Annotated in this window: 24 protein-coding genes and 1 pseudogene; 9 read left to right on the top strand and 16 right to left on the bottom strand. The window is 65.9% G+C overall.

The features are described 5' to 3' along the window. Positions 1-12: 12 nt before the first annotated feature. The 9 genes from QH196_RS11740 to QH196_RS11700 all read right to left on the bottom strand — a co-directional run bounded on the left by QH196_RS11740 (position 13) and on the right by QH196_RS11700 (position 7,666). Positions 13-1,587, bottom strand: a complete 1,575-nt coding sequence (locus QH196_RS11740) for a polyamine aminopropyltransferase (protein ID WP_432279473.1) — start codon at positions 1,585-1,587, stop codon at positions 13-15. Between the two features lie 38 nt (positions 1,588-1,625). Continuing rightward, the gene (locus QH196_RS11735; RefSeq protein ID WP_280415803.1) at positions 1,626-2,051 is read right to left on the bottom strand and encodes a DUF350 domain-containing protein; all 426 of its coding nucleotides are present in this window, start codon (positions 2,049-2,051) and stop codon (positions 1,626-1,628) included. Between the two features lie 41 nt (positions 2,052-2,092). Continuing rightward, positions 2,093-2,515 (bottom strand): DUF4247 domain-containing protein, encoded by a 423-nt coding sequence (locus QH196_RS11730; RefSeq protein ID WP_280415802.1) that lies wholly within the window; start codon positions 2,513-2,515, stop codon positions 2,093-2,095. Between the two features lie 49 nt (positions 2,516-2,564). Continuing rightward, positions 2,565-3,149 carry a DUF4178 domain-containing protein gene (locus QH196_RS11725; RefSeq protein ID WP_280415801.1) on the bottom strand — a complete coding sequence of 195 codons (585 nt, stop codon included), beginning with the start codon at positions 3,147-3,149 and terminating at the stop codon, positions 2,565-2,567. A 117-nt stretch (positions 3,150-3,266) separates the two neighbouring features. Then, positions 3,267-5,645, bottom strand: a complete 2,379-nt coding sequence (locus QH196_RS11720; RefSeq protein WP_280415800.1) for a hypothetical protein — start codon at positions 5,643-5,645, stop codon at positions 3,267-3,269. A gap of 85 nt (positions 5,646-5,730) precedes the next feature. Next, the gene (locus tag QH196_RS11715; protein WP_280415799.1) at positions 5,731-6,054 is read right to left on the bottom strand and encodes a hypothetical protein; all 324 of its coding nucleotides are present in this window, start codon (positions 6,052-6,054) and stop codon (positions 5,731-5,733) included. A 62-nt stretch (positions 6,055-6,116) separates the two neighbouring features. Next, positions 6,117-6,458: a hypothetical protein gene (locus QH196_RS11710; RefSeq protein ID WP_280415798.1), complete on the bottom strand. Its 342-nt coding sequence runs from the start codon at positions 6,456-6,458 to the stop codon at positions 6,117-6,119. A 36-nt stretch (positions 6,459-6,494) separates the two neighbouring features. Then, a complete protein-coding gene (locus QH196_RS11705; protein WP_280415797.1) occupies positions 6,495-6,836 on the bottom strand; it encodes a hypothetical protein in 342 nt (113 codons plus the stop codon). A gap of 131 nt (positions 6,837-6,967) precedes the next feature. Then, positions 6,968-7,666 carry a class I SAM-dependent methyltransferase gene (locus QH196_RS11700; RefSeq protein WP_280415796.1) on the bottom strand — a complete coding sequence of 233 codons (699 nt, stop codon included), beginning with the start codon at positions 7,664-7,666 and terminating at the stop codon, positions 6,968-6,970. Between the two features lie 102 nt (positions 7,667-7,768). On the opposite strand from QH196_RS11700, the gene QH196_RS11695 reads away from it, so the two are divergent. The 3 genes from QH196_RS11695 to QH196_RS11685 all read left to right on the top strand — a co-directional run bounded on the left by QH196_RS11695 (position 7,769) and on the right by QH196_RS11685 (position 9,778). Further along, positions 7,769-8,314, top strand: coding sequence for a TetR/AcrR family transcriptional regulator (locus QH196_RS11695; RefSeq protein WP_280415795.1), 546 nt, complete (start codon positions 7,769-7,771; stop codon positions 8,312-8,314). A 144-nt stretch (positions 8,315-8,458) separates the two neighbouring features. Then, a complete protein-coding gene (locus QH196_RS11690; RefSeq protein WP_280415794.1) occupies positions 8,459-9,571 on the top strand; it encodes a tyrosine-protein phosphatase in 1,113 nt (370 codons plus the stop codon). A gap of 9 nt (positions 9,572-9,580) precedes the next feature. Continuing rightward, a complete protein-coding gene (locus QH196_RS11685) occupies positions 9,581-9,778 on the top strand; it encodes a helix-hairpin-helix domain-containing protein (RefSeq protein WP_280415793.1) in 198 nt (65 codons plus the stop codon). 20 nt (positions 9,779-9,798) lie between these two features. On the opposite strand, the pseudogene QH196_RS11680 reads toward QH196_RS11685, so the two are convergent. From QH196_RS11680 to QH196_RS11670, 3 genes and pseudogenes are all read right to left on the bottom strand, one after another. Continuing rightward, positions 9,799-10,103 (bottom strand): annotated as a pseudogene (locus tag QH196_RS11680) (hypothetical protein). 356 nt (positions 10,104-10,459) lie between these two features. Continuing rightward, a complete protein-coding gene (locus tag QH196_RS11675; RefSeq protein ID WP_280415792.1) occupies positions 10,460-10,675 on the bottom strand; it encodes a DUF4287 domain-containing protein in 216 nt (71 codons plus the stop codon). Between the two features lie 105 nt (positions 10,676-10,780). Beyond that, the gene (locus QH196_RS11670) at positions 10,781-11,725 is read right to left on the bottom strand and encodes a helix-turn-helix transcriptional regulator (protein WP_280415791.1); all 945 of its coding nucleotides are present in this window, start codon (positions 11,723-11,725) and stop codon (positions 10,781-10,783) included. A gap of 93 nt (positions 11,726-11,818) precedes the next feature. On the opposite strand from QH196_RS11670, the gene QH196_RS11665 reads away from it, so the two are divergent. The 3 genes from QH196_RS11665 to QH196_RS11655 all read left to right on the top strand — a co-directional run bounded on the left by QH196_RS11665 (position 11,819) and on the right by QH196_RS11655 (position 14,697). Further along, positions 11,819-12,184, top strand: coding sequence for a VOC family protein (locus QH196_RS11665; RefSeq protein WP_280415790.1), 366 nt, complete (start codon positions 11,819-11,821; stop codon positions 12,182-12,184). A gap of 243 nt (positions 12,185-12,427) precedes the next feature. Continuing rightward, positions 12,428-13,906, top strand: coding sequence for an ABC transporter substrate-binding protein/permease (locus QH196_RS11660; RefSeq protein ID WP_280415789.1), 1,479 nt, complete (start codon positions 12,428-12,430; stop codon positions 13,904-13,906). Further along, positions 13,903-14,697, top strand: a complete 795-nt coding sequence (locus QH196_RS11655; protein WP_280415788.1) for an amino acid ABC transporter ATP-binding protein — start codon at positions 13,903-13,905, stop codon at positions 14,695-14,697. The genes QH196_RS11660 and QH196_RS11655 overlap by 4 nt, the downstream gene beginning before the upstream one ends. Positions 14,698-14,805: 108 nt before the next feature. Here QH196_RS11655 and QH196_RS11650 read toward each other — a convergent pair whose 3' ends face one another. From QH196_RS11650 to glnA, 3 genes are all read right to left on the bottom strand, one after another. Beyond that, a complete protein-coding gene (locus tag QH196_RS11650) occupies positions 14,806-15,654 on the bottom strand; it encodes an alpha/beta fold hydrolase (protein ID WP_280415787.1) in 849 nt (282 codons plus the stop codon). Next, positions 15,651-16,385: a DUF899 domain-containing protein gene (locus tag QH196_RS11645; RefSeq protein ID WP_280415786.1), complete on the bottom strand. Its 735-nt coding sequence runs from the start codon at positions 16,383-16,385 to the stop codon at positions 15,651-15,653. The genes QH196_RS11650 and QH196_RS11645 overlap by 4 nt, the downstream gene beginning before the upstream one ends. A gap of 301 nt (positions 16,386-16,686) precedes the next feature. Further along, a complete protein-coding gene (gene glnA, locus QH196_RS11640) occupies positions 16,687-18,123 on the bottom strand; it encodes a type I glutamate--ammonia ligase (protein ID WP_280415785.1) in 1,437 nt (478 codons plus the stop codon). Between the two features lie 258 nt (positions 18,124-18,381). On the opposite strand from glnA, the gene QH196_RS11635 reads away from it, so the two are divergent. Beyond that, positions 18,382-18,912, top strand: a complete 531-nt coding sequence (locus QH196_RS11635; RefSeq protein ID WP_280415784.1) for an RDD family protein — start codon at positions 18,382-18,384, stop codon at positions 18,910-18,912. A 394-nt stretch (positions 18,913-19,306) separates the two neighbouring features. Here the strand turns inward: QH196_RS11635 and QH196_RS11630 are convergent, their stop codons facing one another. Beyond that, complete coding sequence (locus QH196_RS11630; RefSeq protein WP_280415783.1) at positions 19,307-20,041, bottom strand: DUF4191 domain-containing protein; 735 nt, start codon at positions 20,039-20,041, stop codon at positions 19,307-19,309. Positions 20,042-20,327: 286 nt separating this feature from the next. Between QH196_RS11630 and QH196_RS11625 the strand changes: the two genes are divergently transcribed. Both QH196_RS11625 and QH196_RS11620 read left to right on the top strand, forming a co-directional pair. Then, positions 20,328-21,740, top strand: a complete 1,413-nt coding sequence (locus tag QH196_RS11625) for a M20/M25/M40 family metallo-hydrolase (RefSeq protein WP_280415782.1) — start codon at positions 20,328-20,330, stop codon at positions 21,738-21,740. A gap of 71 nt (positions 21,741-21,811) precedes the next feature. Further along, the gene (locus QH196_RS11620; protein WP_280415781.1) at positions 21,812-22,003 is read left to right on the top strand and encodes a hypothetical protein; all 192 of its coding nucleotides are present in this window, start codon (positions 21,812-21,814) and stop codon (positions 22,001-22,003) included. The last annotated feature ends 393 nt before the right edge of the window (positions 22,004-22,396 follow it).

The following is a 22,396-nucleotide window of genomic DNA, read 5'->3' as shown; positions in this document are numbered from 1 at the left end:
GGCGACCGCGTCCTACACCCATTCCTTGCGTGCCAGGTCCAGGATCACCGGGTGCATCAAGGTGGAAGGTTGCTCGCCGGTATCGCGGCGATCGGGCGCGAAAACCTTGGCCGCCTGCAGACTCGTCTGGTCGATCGACCGCAGCGGAGCCGGTGGGTCCAGACGCAGTTCGGGATTCGGGTCGCGGGTGGCGAGCAGGAAACCCCAATCGCCGAAGCTCGGCACATCCACGTGGTAAGGCAGCACCGTCAGTCCTGACGTACGAACCGTCGCCGCGATACACCAGTAGGAGTGCGGGGCGAAAAACGGTGAACCCGCCTGCACCACCATGGTGGCTTCCGGGGCCAGCACCCGGGCGGCCATGGCGTAGAACTCGGTGGAGTAGAGCTTGGCGATGGAGGTCTGATCCGGGTCGGGCAGGTCGATGATCACCGCGTCGTATTCCGTGTGGGCGGTGCGCAACCAAGTGAAGGCGTCGGCGGTGACCGTCCGGACGCGGGGATCGGCGAAGGAGTTCCGGTTGAGTTCGGTGAGCCGCGGGTCGGTGCGGGCGAGGTCGATCATGACCGGATCCAGTTCGACCAGGGTAACGGTGCGAACGTCCGGGTATTTCAGGATCTCGCGCAGGGCGAGCCCGTCGCCGCCGCCGATGACCAGCACGTTCTCCCGGTTACCGGCGAGCACGGGATGCACCATCGCCTCGTGGTAGCGATACTCGTCGACCGAAGAGAACTGCAGGTCGCCGTTGAGGAACAACCGGGTGTCGCGGGTGCCGAACGGTGAGGCCGATTCGGTGAGCACGATCTTCTGGTATTCGGTCTGGTGCTGCCACACGATCGGTGCCGCGAACAAAGCCTGCTGGGCGGTGGCTTCGAACCGGTCGGCGTAGATATAGCTGCCGATCAGGACACATGCGACGAGCACGGTGACCATACCGAAAGTCGCTTTGACCAGATGCGATAGGTCCGCGCGGAACCAGATGAACACCAGCGCCAGCCCGGCCAGCGCGTTCACCACACCCACGATGAGGCTGCCGCGGATCTGCCCGAACACCGGCAGCAACAGGAACGGGAACGCCAGACCGCCGAGTAGCGCGCCCACATAGTCGGCCGCGAACAGATCGGCGACCGCGCTGCCCGCCTCCTGTTTGCGGATACGCTGCAGCAGTTCCATCAGCAACGGGATCTCGGCACCCACCAGGGCGCCGATCACGCAGGAGGCCACCACCAGCGCCGCGGTGTAGAGGTTGAGCCAGGCATAAGCGGCGTACAGGCCCAGCACCGACAACCCGCCGACCAGCGCCAGCACGATCTCGACCGCCAGGAACGCCGGCGCCGCCAGATGCCGCAGCGGTTTCGCGGCCAGCGCACCGATCCCCATCGCACACACCATCACGCTCAACGTGATCGAGGCCTGCGTGGCGGTGTCACCGATCAGATAGCTGCCCAGCGTCACCAGGGACAGTTCGTACACCAGACCGCAGGCCGCGCAGATGAAGACGGTGATGAGCAGGGCGATCCGAGGGAAACGCCCGGGGACCCCCGGCGGCCGGACCGCAGAGTCGGCTGCCGCGCCGCCGGGCTCCACCGGCGGCTGTTCGGCTGTCAGAGTGCTCGCCGACACCTTTACGTGAGTGCGGAGGCGACCACGGCCGCGACCGCGATATGCACCGCGGCGCTCACCCACACCCCGGGATGCAGTTCGTGTTCGTTCACCACACCCCGGAATTCACCCGGAGTGGCAATATCCAGCACCAGGAACGCCAAACCCATCGCGACCAGGCCGATGATCCCGTAGACCGCGCTCGAGATCAGCGCCTGCCCGATCGCACCACCGGAGGTCCAGATCGCGGTGGCGACGATGATGCCGACACCGAGCATGTTCGCGGCCACCAGCAGGGCGGCGTTGCGGTTGCGTTCCACCCAGATCTGGTGGCGCAGGTTACCGGGTGTGAGCACATCCACCAGGACGAACCCGAGCACCATCAGCACGATGCCGAGGCCGGAGTAGGCGGCCGCGGCACCGGCGTCCGCGGGCAGGTCTTGGAGCATTGTTTCCTCCTGGAAGGGGTCGATAGGTCGCGCGGCGGAGCCTATTTTCCGTCGCCGGAACCGCCACCGCGGAAGCCGCTGTTATCGCTGGGCCAGCCGAAGACACTGACAAAGGCGTGGTGGCGCCGGTAACCGTTGCGGTAGTCGTCGACCAGGATCTTCGATCCGGAACCGTACGGGGAGATCGCGATGATGTCGTCGCGGTACTGCAGGAACGTCGTCGGACCACTCGAACGCCGGTCCAGCGGCCGCGCTGCCTTGGTGATCTCGTCGGCGACCGCACCCGGCTGTTTGTTCGCGGTGTAGGCCCGGCCGTCGTTCGCTTCGTCGAGATTCGCGGCGCGGGTGTAATGCGAGGTGATGTAGGAGCGCGCGCCATCACCGTCGTCGTCGGACCCACATCCGGACAGCACACAAGCGAGGATCGCGCAGACAGCAGCGATCACCCACGATTGACGACTCACAGAAAACCTTCCCCCGTCTGGTACCCAGCCCGTCCGGTAATACAGCTACTCAAGACGGCGACTGTGGATAGATCATAATCGCACTGCGGTACAGGACCTGCCCGATTGCCGCTTCCTTCTTCCCCGAATCCCCGAAATCCTCGAACGACAGACGAGTTCCGTCCTCGGCGAGATAGTCGTAGTAGGCCACCGTCCCGGACGGGGTGAGCCCGGTGGTCGCCTCCCCGATATAGCGGGCGGTACCCGACTCCTCCAACCGGAACCGTTTTCCGTCGTGCTCGAGCACGTCGCCGCCGGGCGCCGGGATACCCGGCGTCTCCGTCCACAGCACCAGCTCGAGCTCGGGATCCTCTTCCACCGACAGCCATTTACGAATGCCCTTGGCGTTGTCCAGCAGATGCTCACTCCACTGGTAGCCGCCCTCCTTCAGCCGCAACGATCCGCGCACGGTGTAGGTCTCGCCGAAGATATCGGCGATATCGCCGGCCTTCAGCGCCCGCGGGTCACCGCGCAGGGCATCGGAGTCCCGGTCGGCGAACGGGTCGACCGGACCGGGTGGCGCGGTAGGCGCGCTCCGGCGCTGTATGAGCAGGTACGCCACGATGCCCGCCAAGACGAGTACCACGATCAACACGACGATCCACAGTGCGGTGATGGCTGCCTCCCTCCGGCGATCTCAGCGGAGAGTAGCATTCCCACCTCCCGCACGCCGGTCACCGCGTCCACCTACCTCACGATGACCGGCAATCGCCTACGTCTGCTCAGGTCCCTGGATCGGCGGCGGCTCGGGCGGCTGCGATGCAGTGATCTTCGGTTCCGGCATCTCCGTGGGCGCTTCGGGAATCTGCATATTCGTGCCACCGGCGGCGTCCAGGCCGGTCGGATGGAAGTAGTTCTGGAACTTCCCGTACTGGGGATTGTCCAGATTGCTCTGATTCAGCGGCACCAACCGGCCGTTTTCGAGATAGTGCGGCCCGTTACCGTTGTCGACGACAACCGCGCTGTGGTTCTCCCACGCGATCACGTCACCCGTCCGCAGGGCCGATACATCGACCACCTGCCACGGATGCTCGACGGTCTGCTCCCCGGGTGTCCCGGCATAAGCGGTGCCCGCATCGATCGCGGGATTACCCTGCTGCCGGGTGAGGGCATCGGAAACACCCTGCGGGACCTTGATCTTCGTCTCCGGATCACCGGGTATCGGCCAATCCGCGTTGGCGCCGGGAGTGCTGACGATCGGCGGTGCCCCGGTATCGGACGGCGCAGTGACGGCCGGCTGAGCGGTGGCAACGCCCGGGTCGGCGGTGACGGGCACGCCCGGAGACTGCTGCGGCGGGCCGGGAACCTGCCGATTCTGGTCGCGGCCGCGCTGCTCGTCGTCCTTGCCTTTGTCCTCGCCTTTATCGCCGCCACCCAACGGGCCCTGGCCACCCATAGCGTTGGCCAGCAATGGCATCGCCATCATCGCGGACGGGTCCATACCGGCCTGCTGCGGCTGAGCCGGCGCCTGAGCCTGCGTAGCACCGCCACCCGCATTTCCGGTGTCGCCGTTGATGTACTCCATCACCCGATCCTCGAGGCTCGAGGGTTTGTCCTCCTCGCCCCCACCGAGCAGATCCTCCGTGGCCGAACCCTCCGGAGTGGACTCGGAACCTCCCAGGATATTCGAGAAATCCTCGCCCAGAGCAGCGAGTTCCGCGTCGGGATCAGCACTCGGCTCGGTATCGCTGCCGGTATCGGCACCTGCATCAGTATCGCTACCCGAGTCGAACTCGCTGTCGCCGCCGTTGTTTCCGCCGCCGTTGTTGTTTCCGCCGCCGTTGTTGTTGCCGCCGCCGTTGTTGCCGCCGCCGCCGTCGTCCTCGTTGCCCGAGTCCTCATCACCCGAGTCCTCATCACCTGAGTCCTCATCACCCGAGTCCTCATCACCCGAGTCGTCGTCACCGGGGCCCTCGAATTGATTGAAAATTGGGTCGGCCGGCGCGACCGGGTAGTCGAGATCTGCCACCGTCTCGGCGAAACTCCACACTTTCTCGGTGCAATACAGCACAGCCTCGCTGATTATTCCGTATATGGCAGCCTCTTCGGCAATGTTCTGCACCCCTTCCTCGGTGTACATCTTGCCCTGCCCCGGCCCCTGACCTTCGATACCTCTCAGCGCCTCCTCTATATCATCGTTCGCCGTCTGTATATGGTCGTACATATCGATGTAGTAATCGTCGTTCAAGCCATTTACTTCATGGGTCAAATCTTCGAGTTTCATATCCCTGCTGACCCAAGACTGCTCCAGTGCCGAAACGGCGATCGATGCATCCCGGTAGGATTCGGTGGCCTCCCCCTCGGAATCCGTCACTTCCTCGGATAGCGGTGCAATGAAATCCTCGGCCAGAAAGTCGTCCCAGACTATTTTGTTGCCATCGGCCTTCTCTTGCCGGGCATCCCTCAAGTATCGGAGAAATTCAGGACTGCTGGCATCCTTGGAGTCCACCGCACCCATCTGGTCCATAACATCCAGAAGCGCCATATTCGCTATGCGGCGGAACTCCTTGAGGGTCTCCGACGCACCCGAGAAAGTGGTGATCTGAAGAGGGAAATCCGAAAACTTGTCGCCTTTTTCAGGTTTGGCACTCGCGACTTCTTGCTGGAATTCCTCATGCGCCTCTTCGGTTTGAGCTGCCCATATTATATTGTCCGGATTGAGGGAGGAATAGTTTCCATCCCACTCGCCGGGGACATCCGAGAGTGCGAGTAGCTGACCGTCGTTCGTCACCACGAACTGGTCAGGTTTCAGGTCTCCCCCCTGATGCCAATCGCCGGACGCGCCGTCTCGTTCGTCCCCGCTATCCGGCGTGGCCGACCAGGTTCGTCCATGATCACCGTCCAGGCGGAGAGTATGCAAGCCGCGCTGCCCGGTCCATCCGGTGGGCCGCCAGTCCCATTCCTCTTCGGTGAACTCGACCTTGTTGCCCCCGTCACCACTCGAGAGCTGGGTGGTCGTTTCGCTCGGAACATGCATGGTAACGAGCTGGCCGTCCTGCATTCCCACCTTGTAGTCGCCGTTCTCGGAGACCATCCATTGGCCGTCCTCGAGAGACTCCCCTGGATTCAGGAAATTATCGCCGTTACCCATCAGCTCGTTAACCCATCGCCTGATCAAGCCGCAGCAAGACGCGACCTACGCATTCTTGTTCCGAGTCCATCCTCAGAGCCGATCTCTACACGTCACTATCGGCCGAGGCGCCCCGAACCCGGACACCGCCGTCCAGATCCGTCGTCTCGAACGTATTTCCGCCGCTGGTCGATGAATCACCCATACCGTGCCTGAGGTTCCCCCCTCTGGTGAATGCCGCCTCCCGTCCGCGAGCATGCTCGCGAGCCCAGGTGTTGAACGCATTGGCAGCCTTGCCGTGCTGATACTCCAGACTGCCCTCCCACTCCGGATCCCCCACGGCACGCTGATGATCGACATCACCGGCGGCACGTTCTCCGTTACCCGTCCTGCGCCATGCATCCGGATCCTGCGCAACGTTCCTGACCATAGCTGGAGACCCTCCGTTCCAACAGTTCGAACTATTATCGGCCATCCCCACCCCTGAGAGCTTCAATCGCCTCCGAACTCGGATCTTTCGGACAGTTTGTAGTCGTTCTCCATCGGAAGCCGTAGCCTGCCCGCAAGATGAGCCCCTTTGTTGGTGGTCATCAACTCGGCCCGACGGCCGACCTGCGACTTCATCCGAGCCAGTTTCGCGACTTTGAGAATTTCGTTCGACAACCACGCATCGGTGTTCTCCCACACTTCGTCACCGAGATGTATGCCGATGATCATTCCGTGACGATCGCACGCTACGCCCACGGAGTAGTCAGGGTTGAACACCTCGTACCCCGAAGTCGCACCTGATACGGACGACTCCGCCTCGGCGTCGTCCGATTCATGCGTATTCACCAGTGCCTCACCCACCGAAAATGCAGGAACGCAGCATCACTGATGCCGTCGAGGCATAGGCCAGTGCGCCTCCTCCAACGTCGACCGATGCTGCCGCAATGCGTCGACCGTACTGTCACGGATGCCGGCCATGATATCGGCAACCAACTCTGCCCGACCGAAAGCCGCGATGGTGCCCGGCGCGATGTACAGGTCGGTCAGGCGGCCCATCCCATCGACTTCAGGGATAACGCGTGAACTGGGAGACGGACGGCGGGCGCGAATCTTGTCGATTGCCTCGAACATATCGTGGGCAGCGTGGACGAATGCCCGGCCAGATTCCAGCGCCGCCGCCGTATCCGGGTGCAGCATATGGGCTCGACCCCATTTGTTCACCACGTCGGCACCTCATCTCCTCCCGCATGATCCACTCGAACAATCTTCCACACAACCGGGTGACTTCTCACCCCTGGGACTAAGCCACGCTCGATGGCTGCGGGGCACCGAGCTCGGCCGGCCACGGCCTCGAACTAGTCTCGAGCTGTTCCGGTCGAGGGAGGGCTGAACGGCTTGGAAGCAGTCATCACCCCCGTGACGTTATGACTCTCCCGGTACTCGATTCCGGCGAAACCCACCGACTGCAGGGCGGTGGTGTAACGCCGGATATCGACATCCGCGAGCGGGTCGGGGCCGTGGTGCCGACGCGTCGACCAGCCGGACAAGAACCGCACTCGCGGGGTCGGGTGGGCATCGGCAAGCAGCAACCGTCCCCCCGGCCGCAGCACCCGCCACATCTCGGCGATCGCCGCCTCCCGGTGTTCCTCCGGAATGTGGTGCATGACGAAGGTGCATGTCACGATATCGACGGAGGCATCGGGCAGCGGCAGTTCCTGGGCCGGGGCCTGGAGGTAGCGGTGGTTCGCGCGGGTATCACGGCGGTTGTTGTAGTCGATGGCGGTGGCGGAAGGGTCGATACCGGCCGCACTCCCCTGCGGTCCGACCCGCGCTCCCAGTGCGCGGACGAGTTTCCCGGGCCCACAACCGATATCGACGGCGTCGTCGCCGGGACCGGCCCCGCTCGCCCGGACCAGTTCGGCGAGCAACCGGCGGTGCCGGCCGAGGAACCATACGGTGGTGAACAGGTTGTATCGCCGCATACCCTCGATGACCAGGCCGGTATCGGGCGCGTCGACGAACATCGGGCTGCGGGTGTGCTGATCTGATGTCATGGGTCGATCGTCGCCACCGCGGCCGCTGTCGACCAGAATCAGATATCCCCGTTCTGTCCGTTACCGGACAGGTCCGGCGAAACTGTCCACCGAGGAAGGCCTATGGGCACCCCTGACCGCCGGGTCCGGCGCACCCGGGAGACTCTGCACCGCGCCCTCATCGAGCTGATGATGGAACGCGCCTACGACCGCATCAGCGTGAGCGATGTGATCGCGCGGGCGGATATCGGGCGCTCCACCTTCTACACCCACTACCGGGACAAAGACGATTTGCTCGTGGTGAGTTGCGGTGAACATCTGCGCCAGGAGATCGCCCGTTCATCCGACCGCGGCCGCTGGGCGCCGGTCCGGGTGATGATCGGCCTGGCCGCGAGTTATCCGCAGGTATACGAACCGTTGATCGGGCCCAAGGCCTCGGTGACTGCCCTGCGCGGGTATCTCAGCAGTATGGCCGCCATCCTGCGCGAACATCTCGACGAGCAGCCCGGTCCACGCACCGACGACCTCACTGTCACCGCGCTCTCCTGGGCGCTCGTCGGCCTGCTCACGGCGGTCGCCGACCGTGCGAACCCGGTCGCACCGGAACTCGCCTGGTGCCACTTCGAGGCGATCAGCCGCGGCGTTGCCACCCCCGCCGAAGATGTCTGAACCCCTGCTACGCCGAGCCTCGGACCTGCCCGATCGACCGCTCACCGATTACCGGCGGTCTATGGTCCCATTGATCGAGAGTGACCGCCTTCACAACCATGACCGCGCCTACGGTCGTTGCGACACTAGAAGTGAAGGCCGCACATGAAGTCTGGAACCACCGCCGCAACCGCAGCATTGGGGCTTATCGCCGCACTGACGCTCACCGCATGCGACACCACGCCCAGCACACCCGGCGCCCTCGGTCTCACCGTGGAATCGACGAGCGCCGGTGCTTTCGCCCTGACCTGGAACGGCGCCGACAAGGCCACCGTCTTCGCGTCGACCTCGGCTGCCGACCCGTCGAGTACCGGTGAAGAGGTCGCCGATGTAGACGGCCGGTCGGCGGAGATCACCGATCTCGATCCCGTCCTGCGCTGGTATTTCGAGGCACGCAACGGGGACAACGGCGAAACCGTTGCCTCGACCCGGCAGTTCACACTGCAGGGAGCGCACAACGTCCGGGATATCGGCGGGTACCGGACTGCCGACGGACAGTCGATCGCCTGGGGCAAGGTATTCCGCGGGGACACCCTCACCGATCTCACCGCGGACGATTTCCGGGCTGTCGAGGGCGCGGGGGTGGGCACAGTGGTCGACTTCCGCAGCGAAGACGAGATCGCCAGATCCGGCGCGGACAAGCTACCGGCCGGGGTCGAACTGGTGAATACCCCGCTGCTCGACGAGAACACCCAGGCCCTCTCCGAAGCCATCCAATCGGCGATGACCACCGGGGACGGCGCCGCCATGGCGGCCACGCTCGGCGGTGGAAAGGCGATACGTATCGCGGACGAGAGCTTCGTGAACCAGCTCGGCAAGCCGGACACCATGGCCGGCTACGCGGAAACATTGCGGCTCATCGCCGGCTCCGACAGGGCAGTGATCTACCACTGCACCGCGGGTAAGGACCGCACCGGCATGATGACCGCCCTGCTGCTGGGGCTACTCGGCATCCCGGACGAGACGATCGTCGAGGACTTCGTCGCCTCCAACACCTACAACCGCGAACACAACGACAAGACCTACGCGTTCCTTTCGGGCAAGGGCGTCGATATCGAACTGATCCGTCCGCTGATGGAACAGAGCGTCGGCATGATTCAGCCCGTCCTCGACGCAGTCCACAACGAGTACGGCGGCTGGGACGAATTCGCGAAAACCGTACTCCGGCTCGATACCGGCACGTTGACAAAGCTTCGAGACTCGATGCTCACGGTGTAGTTTCGCGTGATGAGCACTGCGCAGGACCGTGGCCCGATCTTCGACGGGGTGAAAATCGGCCGCCCGGCGACCGGTGCGCTGATCGACGCAGGCTATCGAACGCTCACCGACCTGCCGGAATCTCTGGACGAACTGCTCGCGCTGCACGGCGTGGGCCCGCGAGCGGTGCGGTTCCTGGATGCGGCGCGGCGCGGCAAATCCGGCTGATATCCGTTGCCCGGATCGGGTCAGTCGCCGCTGCGGTGGCCGAGATCGGGCCAGGGTGGGCGGCGCAGGATCGCGAGGCTGGTGATCACGGCCGCGAGCAGGCCGATCAGCTCACCCATGAGCGCGATCCGGTTGATATCCACCGCGGGAACCCAGGCCGCGGCGCCGTCGGGACGACGAACACCCCGGCGGGCCGCATCACCGGACTGATCACGCCACGGCGGGCGACGGTGATGACTATCGCGCCGTCGGCGGTCTCGAACGGCTCACCGTAGACCGGGGCGGGTTCGGCCGCTGTGAATCCCAGTCGCTCCCGAATCGCCATGCCGTGCGCCCCAATCCCTCGTGACCGGTATCTGCCGCCACACTCGTGCCGGTGCGGCGAAGCCTACGGCCCGACCCGCCCGCACGACGGGATTTCGCTGCCGGAGCACTCGGCGTCACGGCGGGGGCGACGGCGGAGCGGTATGCCGCCGGCACCAGCCCGGGTGGACGTGCGGTGTTGCGCCGGCTACGTGTGCCCTCGGACGGTTGCGGCCCGGGCCGATGCCTCCCGTATCGCCCGTGCCGGCCGTCGCGCGCCGCACCTCCACAGGGCAGGCCGCCGCGAGCAGATGCGGGTTCTCCGCAACACCCCTCGTGTGCTGCGGCGGGCCGGCCCGGGTCGGCTGTCTGCAACCGTCAAGCGGCCCATTTCTCGGGATGCAGATGATGCTGCGTGAGTGCGTTGGCATGCCCGTGACCGAAACCGTGCTCGGTCTTCAGGAATTCGACGAGCTCCTTGTGCGACGACAGCCCGGAATCACGCAGGGCGGCCTTCCACTCCTCGATACTGCGGCCGTACTTCGCCTCGATGGACGGGAAGTAGGACGCGGGGCCTTTGGGCTGTGCCGCCATGATCGGTCTCCTTGTTCCACACAACGTTCCTCGCATAGGACGGGGCATCGGCCGGAAACTCGTCGGCGGCCGACCTGTGACCCCGACCACATACATCGCCGGCTTTCACTGGTACTGCCTGAGCATCGCTGCCGCCAGCTCGCGGATCCGTTCACGCGCCTCCGGCGGGCCGGTCACCAGGAAATCGTCGGCGAACTGCAGAAGTTGCCGCACATCCTCGACCACCCGGCACGCCACACCGATACGCACCCGGCCGCCTGCTTCCGCAGACAGGACCGTCAACCGGGTGCCGAGGATACGTTTCGCGCGTTCCAGCTGACCGGCGGTCAGTTCACCTTCGATCCGGACGGCTCCCGCGGTTTCCCAGCTCGCCGACAGTTCCGCGGCCACCGCCTGCAAGGTCGCCCCGGGCCGTAGCTGCCGGGGTGTGCGCAACGGGCGCCAGCCGGCGACCCGTTCCAGCGAATACAGGCGCGGCCGGGAAGACCCGTCGGCCACGAGATACCAGCGGCCGCCCTTGGCCAGCAGACCGTAGGGGTCGACGATCTGCCAGACCGGTTCGGTCTCGTTCGAGCGGCGGTAGTTCACCCGTAACCGGACACCGCGCCGCAGATCACCCAGCAGTTCCGCGGGCCCGATGCCCGCACCGGGCGGCCCGAACCAGGGCCGGTTGTCCGTCGTGACCACCGCGTGCACCGGCAGCAGATTCTCCGGCCGCATCCGCCCCGGTGCCACCTTGCTCCTGGCCCGCCGGCTGTCGACCCCGCCACCGAGCTGATCGCGCTGCGCATCGTCGAGGCCGGACAGCGCGAGATGGTCACGTTCGGCCGGGGTGAGCCGGGCGAGGTCCAGGGCACCACCGGGTAGCAGCGTCACCCCACCCCATCTGCCCCGCCGGACCAGTATCGGAAACCCGGCGTCCTGCAGCCATTGCACGTCCCGGAACACCGTCCGCACCGATATGCCCAGTTCGGCGGCCAGATCGGTGGTGGTGACGGTTTCCCGGGACTGCAGGGCGATCAGCAGGGAAAAGAAGCGATCGGGCGTCATAGGGAAATATTCTTCCGAAAACCTGCCGGAACCTGTCAGGTATGGCAGCGAATCTCGTCTCGTCCACAACGACGGCAAGAGGAGAACACCCCCATGACCACACCGAACATGTTCATCGTGTACGTCCGCGACGCGGCCGCCGCCGCCCGCTTCTACGGCGACCTGTTCGAGATGAAGCCCGTATTCGAGAGCCCGCGATTCATCGCGTTCGACCTCGGCGGCGGCATCCAGCTCGCCGTGTGGAGTGGTGTCGAGGAAGGCTTCTCCTTCACCGGCCCACGCACCAGCGAACTCTGCCTGGCCCTGCCCGGCGGGCCCGAGGAGATCGACAACCACTTCCGGAAGTGGGTCGAAAAAGGCGTAGACGTCGTCGCCGAGCCCTATGACGAGGTCTTCGGCCGTACCTTCGTGGTCGGCGACCCCGACGGCAACCTGATCCGCGTGGCCCCGGTGGACTGAGACGCCCGAGTGCGGGGCGGTACTCCTGCCCCGCACACCCCGGGCGGTGCCCGGCGGAAAGATCGTTGCACCCACCGGCTCTCCGCATCGGCACCCGCACCACTGCCCGGCCACCGGGAATCCCCGCCGGTACGGATCAGCCTGCGCCGTATCGCAAGAGGCGACCGGGCCCGCGTTCCCATTCGCACTACGATCTTTCTCCAGTGCCGGATTCCGGTTCCGGCCGATGCGAGAGGGTCGCCGATGCGACACGTACTCAGAGGCGTGGTGCTGTCTCTGCTACTGGTGCTCGCCGGAGCCACGCAGGTAGGTGTGGCGACGGGGCAGGATCCCGGCCGGCCGGTGGTGAAGGTCGGGACCGAAGGCACCTATCCACCGTTCTCGTTCCACGATCCGGGCAACCGGCAGCTCACCGGCTACGACATCGAAGTGGTCCGGGCGATCGCCGACCGGGCCGGCTGGGAACTCGAATTCGTCGAAACACAATGGGACGCGATCTTTCCCGCCCTGGACTCCGGGCGGATCGATATCATCGCCAACCAGGTATCGGTCAACGATGAGCGCCGGGCGAAATACGGGCTGTCCGAGCCCTACACCTACTCCCGCGGCGTGATCGTCCGGCGCACGGGCGACGAACAGATCCGGACCCTGGACGATCTCGCCGGGCGCACCACCGCGCAGTCGAGCACCAGCAACTGGGCTCAGGTCGCCCGCGACGCCGGCGCAAATGTCGAAGCGGTCGAAGGCTTCGCGCAGGCGGCGGCGCTGCTCACCCAGGGCCGCGTCGACGCGATCGTCAACGACAACATCGCCGTGCTCGACTACCTGGCAAGTACCGGGTCCACGGATATCGAGATCGCCGGCGATGCCGGAGCGGAGACCAGTGAGCAGGTCCTCGCCTTCCGGAAAGGCGACGCCGCATTGCTCGACCAGGCGAACCGGGCCATCGCCGCGCTGGCGGCGGACGGGACACTCGCCGCCATCTCACAGAAGTATTTCCGGGCCGATGTCTCGGTACCCGATGGCGGAACCGCCGACCTGTCGGAGGGGCGCGGCCCCCGGAGCACCTGGGATGTGTTGCGCGGGGCGGCGTGGCCGATGTTCGTCGGACTGGTGAAGGTCACGGTCCCGCTGACCGCGCTGAGTTTCACCATCGGTCTCGTGCTCGCGCTACTGGTCGCGCTGGCGCGGATATCGTCCTATCGCCTCCTCGCCGCGCCTGCCCGCGCATTCATCTCCATCATTCGCGGCACACCGCTGCTCGTGCAGCTGTTCATCGTCTTCTACGGGCTTCCGCAGATCGGGTTGAAGTTCGATCCGTTCCTCGCTGCGGTGATCGCGTTCAGTCTCAATGTGGCCGGCTATGCGGCCGAAGTGATCCGGTCGGCGATTCTGGCGGTGCCGAAGGGTCAGTTCGAGGCGGCGGCAACGGTCGGTCTCGGGTATGCGCAGACACTGCGCCGCATCGTTCTCCCGCAGGCAACCAGGACAGCAGTGCCACCGCTGTCCAACACCTTGCTCTCACTACTCAAGGACACATCGCTGGGCTCGGTGGTGCTGCTGACCGAACTGTTCCGCGAGGCCCAGCTCGCGGCGGCCGAAAGCAACGACTTCCTCGCCTTGTACACGTTCGCCGCGCTGTACTACTGGGTGATCTGCGCGGCCCTCTCCGCCGCGCAGAAACGACTGGAGACGCGACTCGACAGGTTTGTGGCCAAATGACCGACACCACTGAGCACAATACCGAGCCGGCCCGGATACGGGTCCGAGGCCTCGAAAAGTCCTTCGGCGAGCGGCAGGTGCTGCGCGGCCTCGACTTCGAATCCCGGCGCGGCACTTCGACCGTCCTGCTCGGGCCCTCGGGTTCGGGCAAGACAACCGTGCTGCGCTCCCTCAATGCACTGGATATCCCGGAGCGCGGGATCGTCGGCATAGACGATGTCGAGATCGACTTCGCCCGGCTGCCCCGCGGCCGGGCAGGGCGCCGGGAAGCGAGCCGGCTCCGCGCCCAGAGCGGGATGGTCTTCCAGTCCCACAACCTCTTCCCGCACCGCACGGTGCTGGAGAACATCATCGAAGGCCCGGTCGTCGCCCAGCAGCAGCCCCGGGAAGAGGCGATCGCCGCGGCCCGGGCCCTGCTGGAGCAGGTGGGTCTCGCTGACCGAGCCGACGCCTACCCCTTCCAGCTTTCGGGTGGCCAGCAACAGCGCGTCGGCATCGCCCGGGCCCTGGCCCTGAAACCCCGCGTGGTGCTGTTCGACGAACCGACCTCATCGCTGGACCCCGAACTGGTCGGCGAGGTGCTCGCGGTGATCAAGGACCTTGCCACCCAGGATTGGACGATGGTGATCGTGACCCACGAGATCCGCTTCGCCCAGCAGGTAGCGGATCAGGTCCTGTTCCTCGACGAGGGCACCATCGTCGAACGCGGCCCCGCCGGCCAGGTGATCGGCGAGCCCCGAGAGGAACGAACACGCCGCTTCCTGAAACGCGTACTACTCGACCCTGGATAGGTTGTCCGCACGGCAGCGACATTCGACGCGGCCGTACAGTTCCGCAAACGCCCCGGGGGCTCGCTCGTACAGTCACATACAACGAGAACCGTTCGGCTGCGTAATCCTTCAGAAGAGTTCGGGTGTCGCCGGCGGCACATCGTCGAGGAATGAACGCACCATCGGCACCAGCGCCGCCGTCTCCCCGCTGATACCGATATGCGAGGTCGCGGGCAGAATCAGCAAGCGCGCAGCCGGTGCCTTGTGCAACATCCCCGAAGCTGCCGCCTGCTCGTCACCGCCCCCGCGCAGCAGGAACATCTGCAACGCATGCTCCGGTTTCACGCCGTCCGCATCACCGATGATCACCATCGTCTTCGCCGAAATCGAACGCATCTGCGCGTCACTGATGTTCTGGTCTTCGATATTCAGCACCTTCATCTTGTCGATGTATGTGCTGAAAACCGTGGGGTCCGGCGTGTGTTCCATGAACGCCTTCTCGACAGCTGTACCGGCGAACGCTGTCGCGTCGAGACCCGCGATGACCTCCGGCACCGAGGGATACCAGCCGTCCCTGCGGAAGGTGGCCGACATCGAAACCAGCTTGTCGACGAGCGCCGGGTGGCGAAGTGCGAGCTGCAGCGCGACTCCGCCGCCCTGCGAGTAGCCCATGACATCCGCGCGCTCGATATCCAAGGCGCGCAGCAATTCCGCCGCATCGTCGGCGAATTGCTCGTAGGACATCGTCCGCGAAGTATCCGCGGTCCGGCCGTGTCCCTGCTGGTCGAAGACGATCACCGCCCGCTCGCCCGCGAAACCGGATATCCACGATGTCATCGAATCGGTGGCCATGAACGCGCCGGGTATCAGCAGCAGCGGCGTGGTTTTCGAACTGCCGAGATCACCGTGCACTTCGTAATACAGGCCCAGGCCATTGATAGGCAGGTGACCACTGCGCGAAAGGGTCGGCGCCGTCATTTCGAGCTATCGCTCGCGTCGCCGGATGCGGTGGCCCCCGCATTCGGACCGTACAGCCGGGCCACGTCGGGAGAGTCGAGCCACTTGGAGTAAGTAGGCGATTTCGGCCATCCGTCGGGCGAATCCTGCCATTCCTCCTGGCGACCCCACGGCAGGAGATCGACCAGCGCAAACGTGTAGCTGAGCTGCTCGGTACCGCGGCCGTTGGTGTGCCAGGTGCGGTAGACCTTGTCGCCGTCGCGGAGAAAGACGTTCACCGCGAAACCGCCGCCGGGCGGTGCGTCCACATCCGCGCCGAACGAACTCTCCGAGGACGAATACCAGTCCATCCTGTTGCCGACCTTCGCCCTGTAGGCCAGCGCCACGTCGATGGGCCCATTGGTGACGATGACGAAGCGGGCATCGTAGTTCTCGAGCCACCCCAGCCGGACAAACTGCGACGTGAACCCAGTACAGCCGCCGCACTGCCACTCCGCACCATCGGACCACATGTGGTTGTAGACAATGAGCTGAGAGCGCCCGTCGAATATGTCGACCAGCCGGACAGGACCGTCCGGGCCGATCAGTGTGTAGTCCGGCAGCTCGACCATCGGCAACCTGCGGCGTTGCGCGGCAATCGCGTCCAGTTCACGAGTGGCGGCCTTCTCCCGCTTCCGCAGGTCGTCGAGCGCGGTCTGCCAAGTCTGCCGGTCGACGATCGGTGGCAAGGCGCCGGCGGTGTGCTCGGTCATGTTCACTCCCCAGAGTTCGGATGAAACTGCTCTGGATGTGTTGACCGGAGCCGGACACAGAACTCATCGCTGTCGCGAGTGCGAGAGCAGGGATCGATACCGGCGGGCTGGACGATCTGCGCCGGCACAGGTCGATGGCCCGACTGCCACGCGCGTTACCTGTGTGCCGCTGTGGCCGGATACAGACGAGTCCACCCGCCGAGTGATCACATCTGCGATCACCGAGCGGGTGGACTCGAAACCTTCTACTGCATATCCACTGCGTACCGGAAGCCCGGAGAGGTGGAACCGCAGGTCAGGATCACACGTCGAAGTAGAGCTCGAACTCGTAGGGGTGCGGGCGCAGGTTCACGGGGGCGATTTCCTGCTCACGCTTGATGTTGATCCAGGTTTCGATCAGGTCCTCGGTGAAGACATTGCCTTCGGTGAGGTACTCGTGGTCGGCCTCGAGGCGGTCGATCACCGATGCCAGGCTGGTGGGGGCCTGCGGGATGTTCTTGGCCTCCTCCGGCGGGAGCTCGTAGAGGTCCTTGTCGACCGGGGCCAGCGGCTCGATCTTCTTCTTGATGCCGTCCAGGCCGGCCATCAGCATGGCGGCGAAGGCCAGGTACGGGTTGCCCGAGGAGTCCGGGGCGCGGAACTCGATGCGCTTGGCCTTCGGGTTGTTGCCGGTGACCGGGATGCGGACCGCGGCGGAGCGGTTGCGCTGCGAGTACACCAGGTTGATCGGGGCCTCGTAGCCGGGGACCAGGCGGTGGTAGGAGTTCACGGTGGGGTTGGTGAACGCCAGCAGCGACGGGGCGTGGTGCAGGATGCCGCCGATGTAGTGGCGGGCCAGATCCGACAGTCCGGCGTAACCGGCCTCGTCGTGGAACAGCGGCTTGCCGTCCTTCCACAGCGACTGGTGGGCGTGCATACCCGAACCGTTGTCGCCGAAGAGCGGCTTCGGCATGAAGGTGACAGTTTTGCCCTCGGCCCAGGCGGTGTTCTTGACGATGTACTTGAACAGCTGCAGATCGTCGGCGGCGGCCAGCATGGTGTTGAACTTGTAGTTGATCTCGGCCTGACCGGCGGTGCCGACCTCGTGGTGGCCGCGCTCCAGCTCGAACCCGGCGTTCTGCAGGTTGGTGGAGATCTTGTCGCGCAGGTCGACGTAGTGGTCGTAGGGGGCCACCGGGAAGTAGCCGCCCTTGTTACGGACCTTGTAGCCGCGGTTGGGGCTGCCGTCGGGGTTGGTCGCGGCGCCGGTGTTCCAGGAACCGGAGATGGACTCGACCTCGTAGAAGGCGCCGTTCATCTGCGAGTCGTAGCGGACCGAGTCGAAGATGTAGAACTCGGCCTCGGCGCCGAAGAACGCGGTATCGGCGATACCGGTGGAGCGCAGGTACTCCTCGGCCTTACGCGCGATATTGCGCGGGTCGCGGGAGTAGGCCTCGCGGGTGAACGGATCGTGCACGAAGAAGTTCATGTTGAGCGTCTTCGCCGCCCGGAACGGGTCGATCTGCGCGGTGCTGAAATCGGGCAGCAGCAGCATATCGGACTCGTCGATGGACTGGAATCCCCGCACCGAGGAGCCGTCGAACGCGAGGCCCTCCTCGGCGAGGTCGGCGGTGAACGCCTTCGCCGGGATGGAGAAGTGCTGCTGTACACCGGGCAGATCGCTGAATCGGATATCGACGTATTCGACATCCTGATCCGCCATGTACTTGATGACCTCGTCGGCCGTGCTGAACGTCACTTAGCTCTCCTTACGGATAGATCCCAGCCAGTATCGAGTGCGGGGCGTCGCGATCCGACGGTATGGACAGGGTGTTTCCCGGCCGTCAAGGGTTTGTTTCGCCAGTGTTACACGTGCCGCACGGCACGTGTCGTCGGCCACGCCACGGACATTACCGCGCACCGTACCGGCCGGACAGGCCCGCCGGACCGGCACACAGGCCGTTGTGCTCGGTGACCGCCCGATATGCCGGAAACGGTGAGGCCTATCCTGGGGTTCATGGCACGTGCTACCGGCTCCTGGCTCACCGGACCCACCGAGACACCGGGCGATCCGGAACCGAGCGAATACCCGGGCGAACATATCGGGCTGCCCCGCTCCGGCGCGGGATCGCTGGTCGGGATGGCCCGCCGGATCACCGCGATGGCCGTCGACTGGGTGATCGCCATGGGGATCGCGGCGCTGATCGTGCGACCCAACCCGGATCGGATCATCGCCGAGACCGAACTGCCGGCGGGCGTCGCGGAGCCGACAGCGTTCGAGGCCGTATCGGGGGCGTTGAGCACCCCGACGTGGCTGGTGTGGATGGCGATCGGCCTGCTCGCGGTGGCGCTCTTCGGTTTCACCCCGGGGCAGTACTTCCTGCGGTTGCGGGTGATCCGGATCGACGCACCGGTGCGGGTCGGTTTTCTGCGCGCGCTGGCCCGGCAGGTCCTGCTGACCTTCGTGGTGCCGGCACTGTTCACCGACGGCGACGGGCGCGGTATGCACGACCGCGCCACCGGCACCGCGGTAGTTCGCACGCGCTGAGCTGTGTCTACTGGCGCCGCCTCCGGCGTCGCGGGTTCGGGGCCCTATAGGTCTCGTTCTTCACTCCGCCGCTCCTCCGCTTCGCTCCCCCGCTCTGTCGCTCCAGAACGAGACGGGCCCCGAACCATGCCGGTGAACTATCCGCGAACCATGCCCGTGAACTGACCGCGAAGAATTCCGGTGAACTATCCGCCTTCGCATTGTTCGCGCCCCCGGCCGGCGGGAGCTGCCCCAGCTTCAGTAGCCGACCCAGTTCCAGCTCAGAATGGCCCACATCCATGGTTCGGGGCCCGTCTCGGATCTGGACTGACGGAGCGGGGGAGCGAAGCGGAGGATGGAAGATTCGAGACCTATAGGGCCCCGAACCCGCGCCGCCGAAGGCGGCGCAATATATTCAGCGGCGGCGGATGGTGCGCTGCATACCGCGCATTTTGGCGTTGGTCGGCATCGGGCCCTTCGGCATCGCCGGGCCGCCGCGGGCGCTCAGGGCGCTGAGCCGGCCTTCGATCTGGTCCATCCGCTTGGTGTCGATATTGCGGGGCAGCTTGGTGAGGTAGCGCTGCAGTTCCTTGAGCGGAACCTGGCCTTCCTCGTTACCGACTGTCACGTCGTAGATGGGGGTGTCGCCGACGAGCCGGGCGGTGCGCTTCTTCTCCTGCGCGAGCAGCGATCGCAGCCGCTGGGGTGAGCCCTCACCCACGAAGATCACTCCGGGGAGCCCGATCACCCGGTGCACGGCGTCGAGCTGGGTGGTGGCGGCGATACCGTTGCTGACCCGCCATTTGCCCTGCAGGTTGTCCAGCACCCAGGCGGCGGCTCCGGCCTGGCCCTCGGCCTTGCCGTAGACGGTTTTCTGGACGCGCCGGCCGAAGATGATGAAGGCGAACAGCACACCCAGCAGCAGGCCCAGGGGCAGCAGGAACCACTGCACATCGAACAGGAAACCGATCCCGAACAGCACCAGCGTGGTGATCACCACGGCGCCGATCATCAGCGGCAGCAGCAGTTTGTCCTCTTTGCGCTGCATCTGGAACGCCTGCCAGATCTGCTGACGACGTTCCTTCGACTGCTGTTTGCGCGCCGCTTTCGCCGCGGCCTTCGCCTCTTTGTCGGGCTTGCCTGCTGCCATGACTCCCACAATAATGCCCGCACCCAGGCCGCCGGTCACGGGACGGGCAAGCCATCCGCGCCGGTCGCGGCATCCGCCCGCCCACCACCGGATCAGCGGCGGCGGCGTTCGCGCCTGCGCGGTAGGCGGCGGGTTACGGATCGCGCCGGGCGATTCGAAACGGCCGGCCGCCGCCCCGGCACGGAGGTTGCCGCGAGCCCGATTCCGGGTCATCCCGGCAGTGCCGGGATCCCGGGTCGTACCGGCTTGCCGGGACGCCGACCGGCCGGGCGAGGACAATACAGGGATGTCCACCAACCTCGAGGCCCGTCCGTCGTCCGGCGACCCGGTCGACGACGCCACCGCGGAACGGCTAGCGGTGGCGCTGCGCTGTGTCACCGTATCGCGCGAGGAGGGCGCCGCATCCGGTGCGGAGCCGGCCGCGGCACAGGCTTCGCTCGATACGGAGTTCCGCCGGCTCGGCGCCCACCTGGAAGAGTCCTTCCCGCGGGTGCATGCCGAACTGGAATTGGAGAAGTTCGGGCACAGCCGGCTCTACACCTGGCGCGGGGTCGACGACACCCGGACCGCCGCCCTGCTGCTGGCGCACCAGGATGTGGTCCCCGCGGACGAACCCGCCCGCTGGACCCACCCGCCGTTCGCGGGTGTGGTGGACGAGGAGTTCATCTGGGGTCGCGGCGCGATCGACGACAAGAGCCGGGTGCTGGCGATCCTGGAGGCCGCCGAAGCCGCGCTGACCGCGGGGCTTCGGCCACGGCATACCGTTTACTTCGCCTTCGGCCACGACGAGGAAGTCTTCGGCGATACCGGTGCGGTGCAGATGGCGGACCGGTTGCGTCGACGCGGCGTGCGGGCGGATCTGCTGCTGGACGAGGGCGGCGTGATCACCGACGGGATCGTTCAGGATGTCCGGGTGCCGGTGGCCACCATCATGGTCGGCGAGAAGGGTTATGCCACGGTCCGGCTGTCGGTCACCGATTCGGGTGGGCATTCCTCCATGCCGGGACGGCAGACGGCGATCGGGCGGCTGGCCCGGGCGGTGAGCCGGATACAGGACCATCCGATGTCGTTGCGGATAACACCTGTGGTCACCGATATGCTCGCCCGCCTGCGGCCGCATCTGCCCGCCGCGAAACGCCGCCTGCTGGGGTTCGCCGGGGCGGCGGCGCCGGTGGTCGCCCGGATCCTGGCCGCGACCCCGCAGACCGAATCGCTGGTGCGCACCACCACCGCGCCGACGGTGATCCGGGGCGGGGTGAAGGCGAATGTGCTGCCGCAGCAGGCGGAGGCGCTGATCAATTTCCGGATCCTGCCCGGCGATACGGTGGAGTCGGTGCTGGCGCACTGCCGCCGGACGGTGCGTGACGCACAGGTGTCGATCGAACTGGTGGGGATGTCGGCCGAGCCCTCCCCCGCGCCCACGCCGGGGCCGCAGTTCGGCCTGATCGCCGAACTCACCCGGCAGGTGGCGCCGGAGGCCGCCGTAACCACCGGGTTGGTGCCGGGCGCCACCGATTCCCGGCACTACGACGATCTGGCCGCGACCCGCTGCAATTTCGCGCCGATCCGGCTCACCGCCGCGGATCTGGAGCGTATCCACGGAAACGACGAGCGGCTGTCACGGGTGAACTACGGCCGTTTGATCGATTTCAACCGGCGCCTGTTCACCGCGCTCGCCGAGCCGGACAGGACGCGCTGACACGGCGGGCGAAGTCCGCGGCGGGCGATGATCCTGATCGGCCGATCAGGCCATCGGATAAGCTCACCCGCATGAGTGCGGGTGTTTTCGAGTCGGAATTCTGTGGTTCGGTGCACCCTGGTAGCGACATCGCGATCGCGAAAGCCATTCCACCGACCACCGGCGTCTCGGTGCACGGTAGCCAGACTGCGCTACCGTCCACCGCCTCCAAATCGGATGGTTTCACCTCCGGGGCCGATCCCGGAGAACCCGCCGCCGCCTGACTGATTCCACACCGCAGCGGCACGGCCGCGCACAGATTTCTGTGGACTTCACACCGCCTGGCGATCCGTCACTGTGCCAGGCCTTTCGCGGCAGCAACTGCCCTCTGCCTCGGGATATCCGATGCCACGCGTCCGGACATCCCCTACAGGGGCTGACTCGGCTGCGCCTGCCACCGGACAGGCGGCAGCTCTGCGTCCGATATCCGATTGATTCCACCGGCCGAGGGGGGGGGGCGCCCCCCCGCGCGGCGCGGGCGGGGCGGGCCCCCCCCCGGGGGGGGGGGGCGCGCCGGGTGTGGGGGGGGGGGGGGGGTGGGTGTCGGGGATCGGGATGGTTCGGGCTGCGCCGAGAGCGGGCGGGGTGCGATGTTGCCGGGTCAGAAGGAGGTGGTG

This window comes from Nocardia carnea (assembly GCF_029868325.1).
GTDB classification, from domain to species: domain Bacteria; phylum Actinomycetota; class Actinomycetes; order Mycobacteriales; family Mycobacteriaceae; genus Nocardia; species Nocardia carnea_C.
Note: the sequence above shows the minus strand (reverse complement) of the source record. Positions and strands in the feature narration are given on the sequence as shown.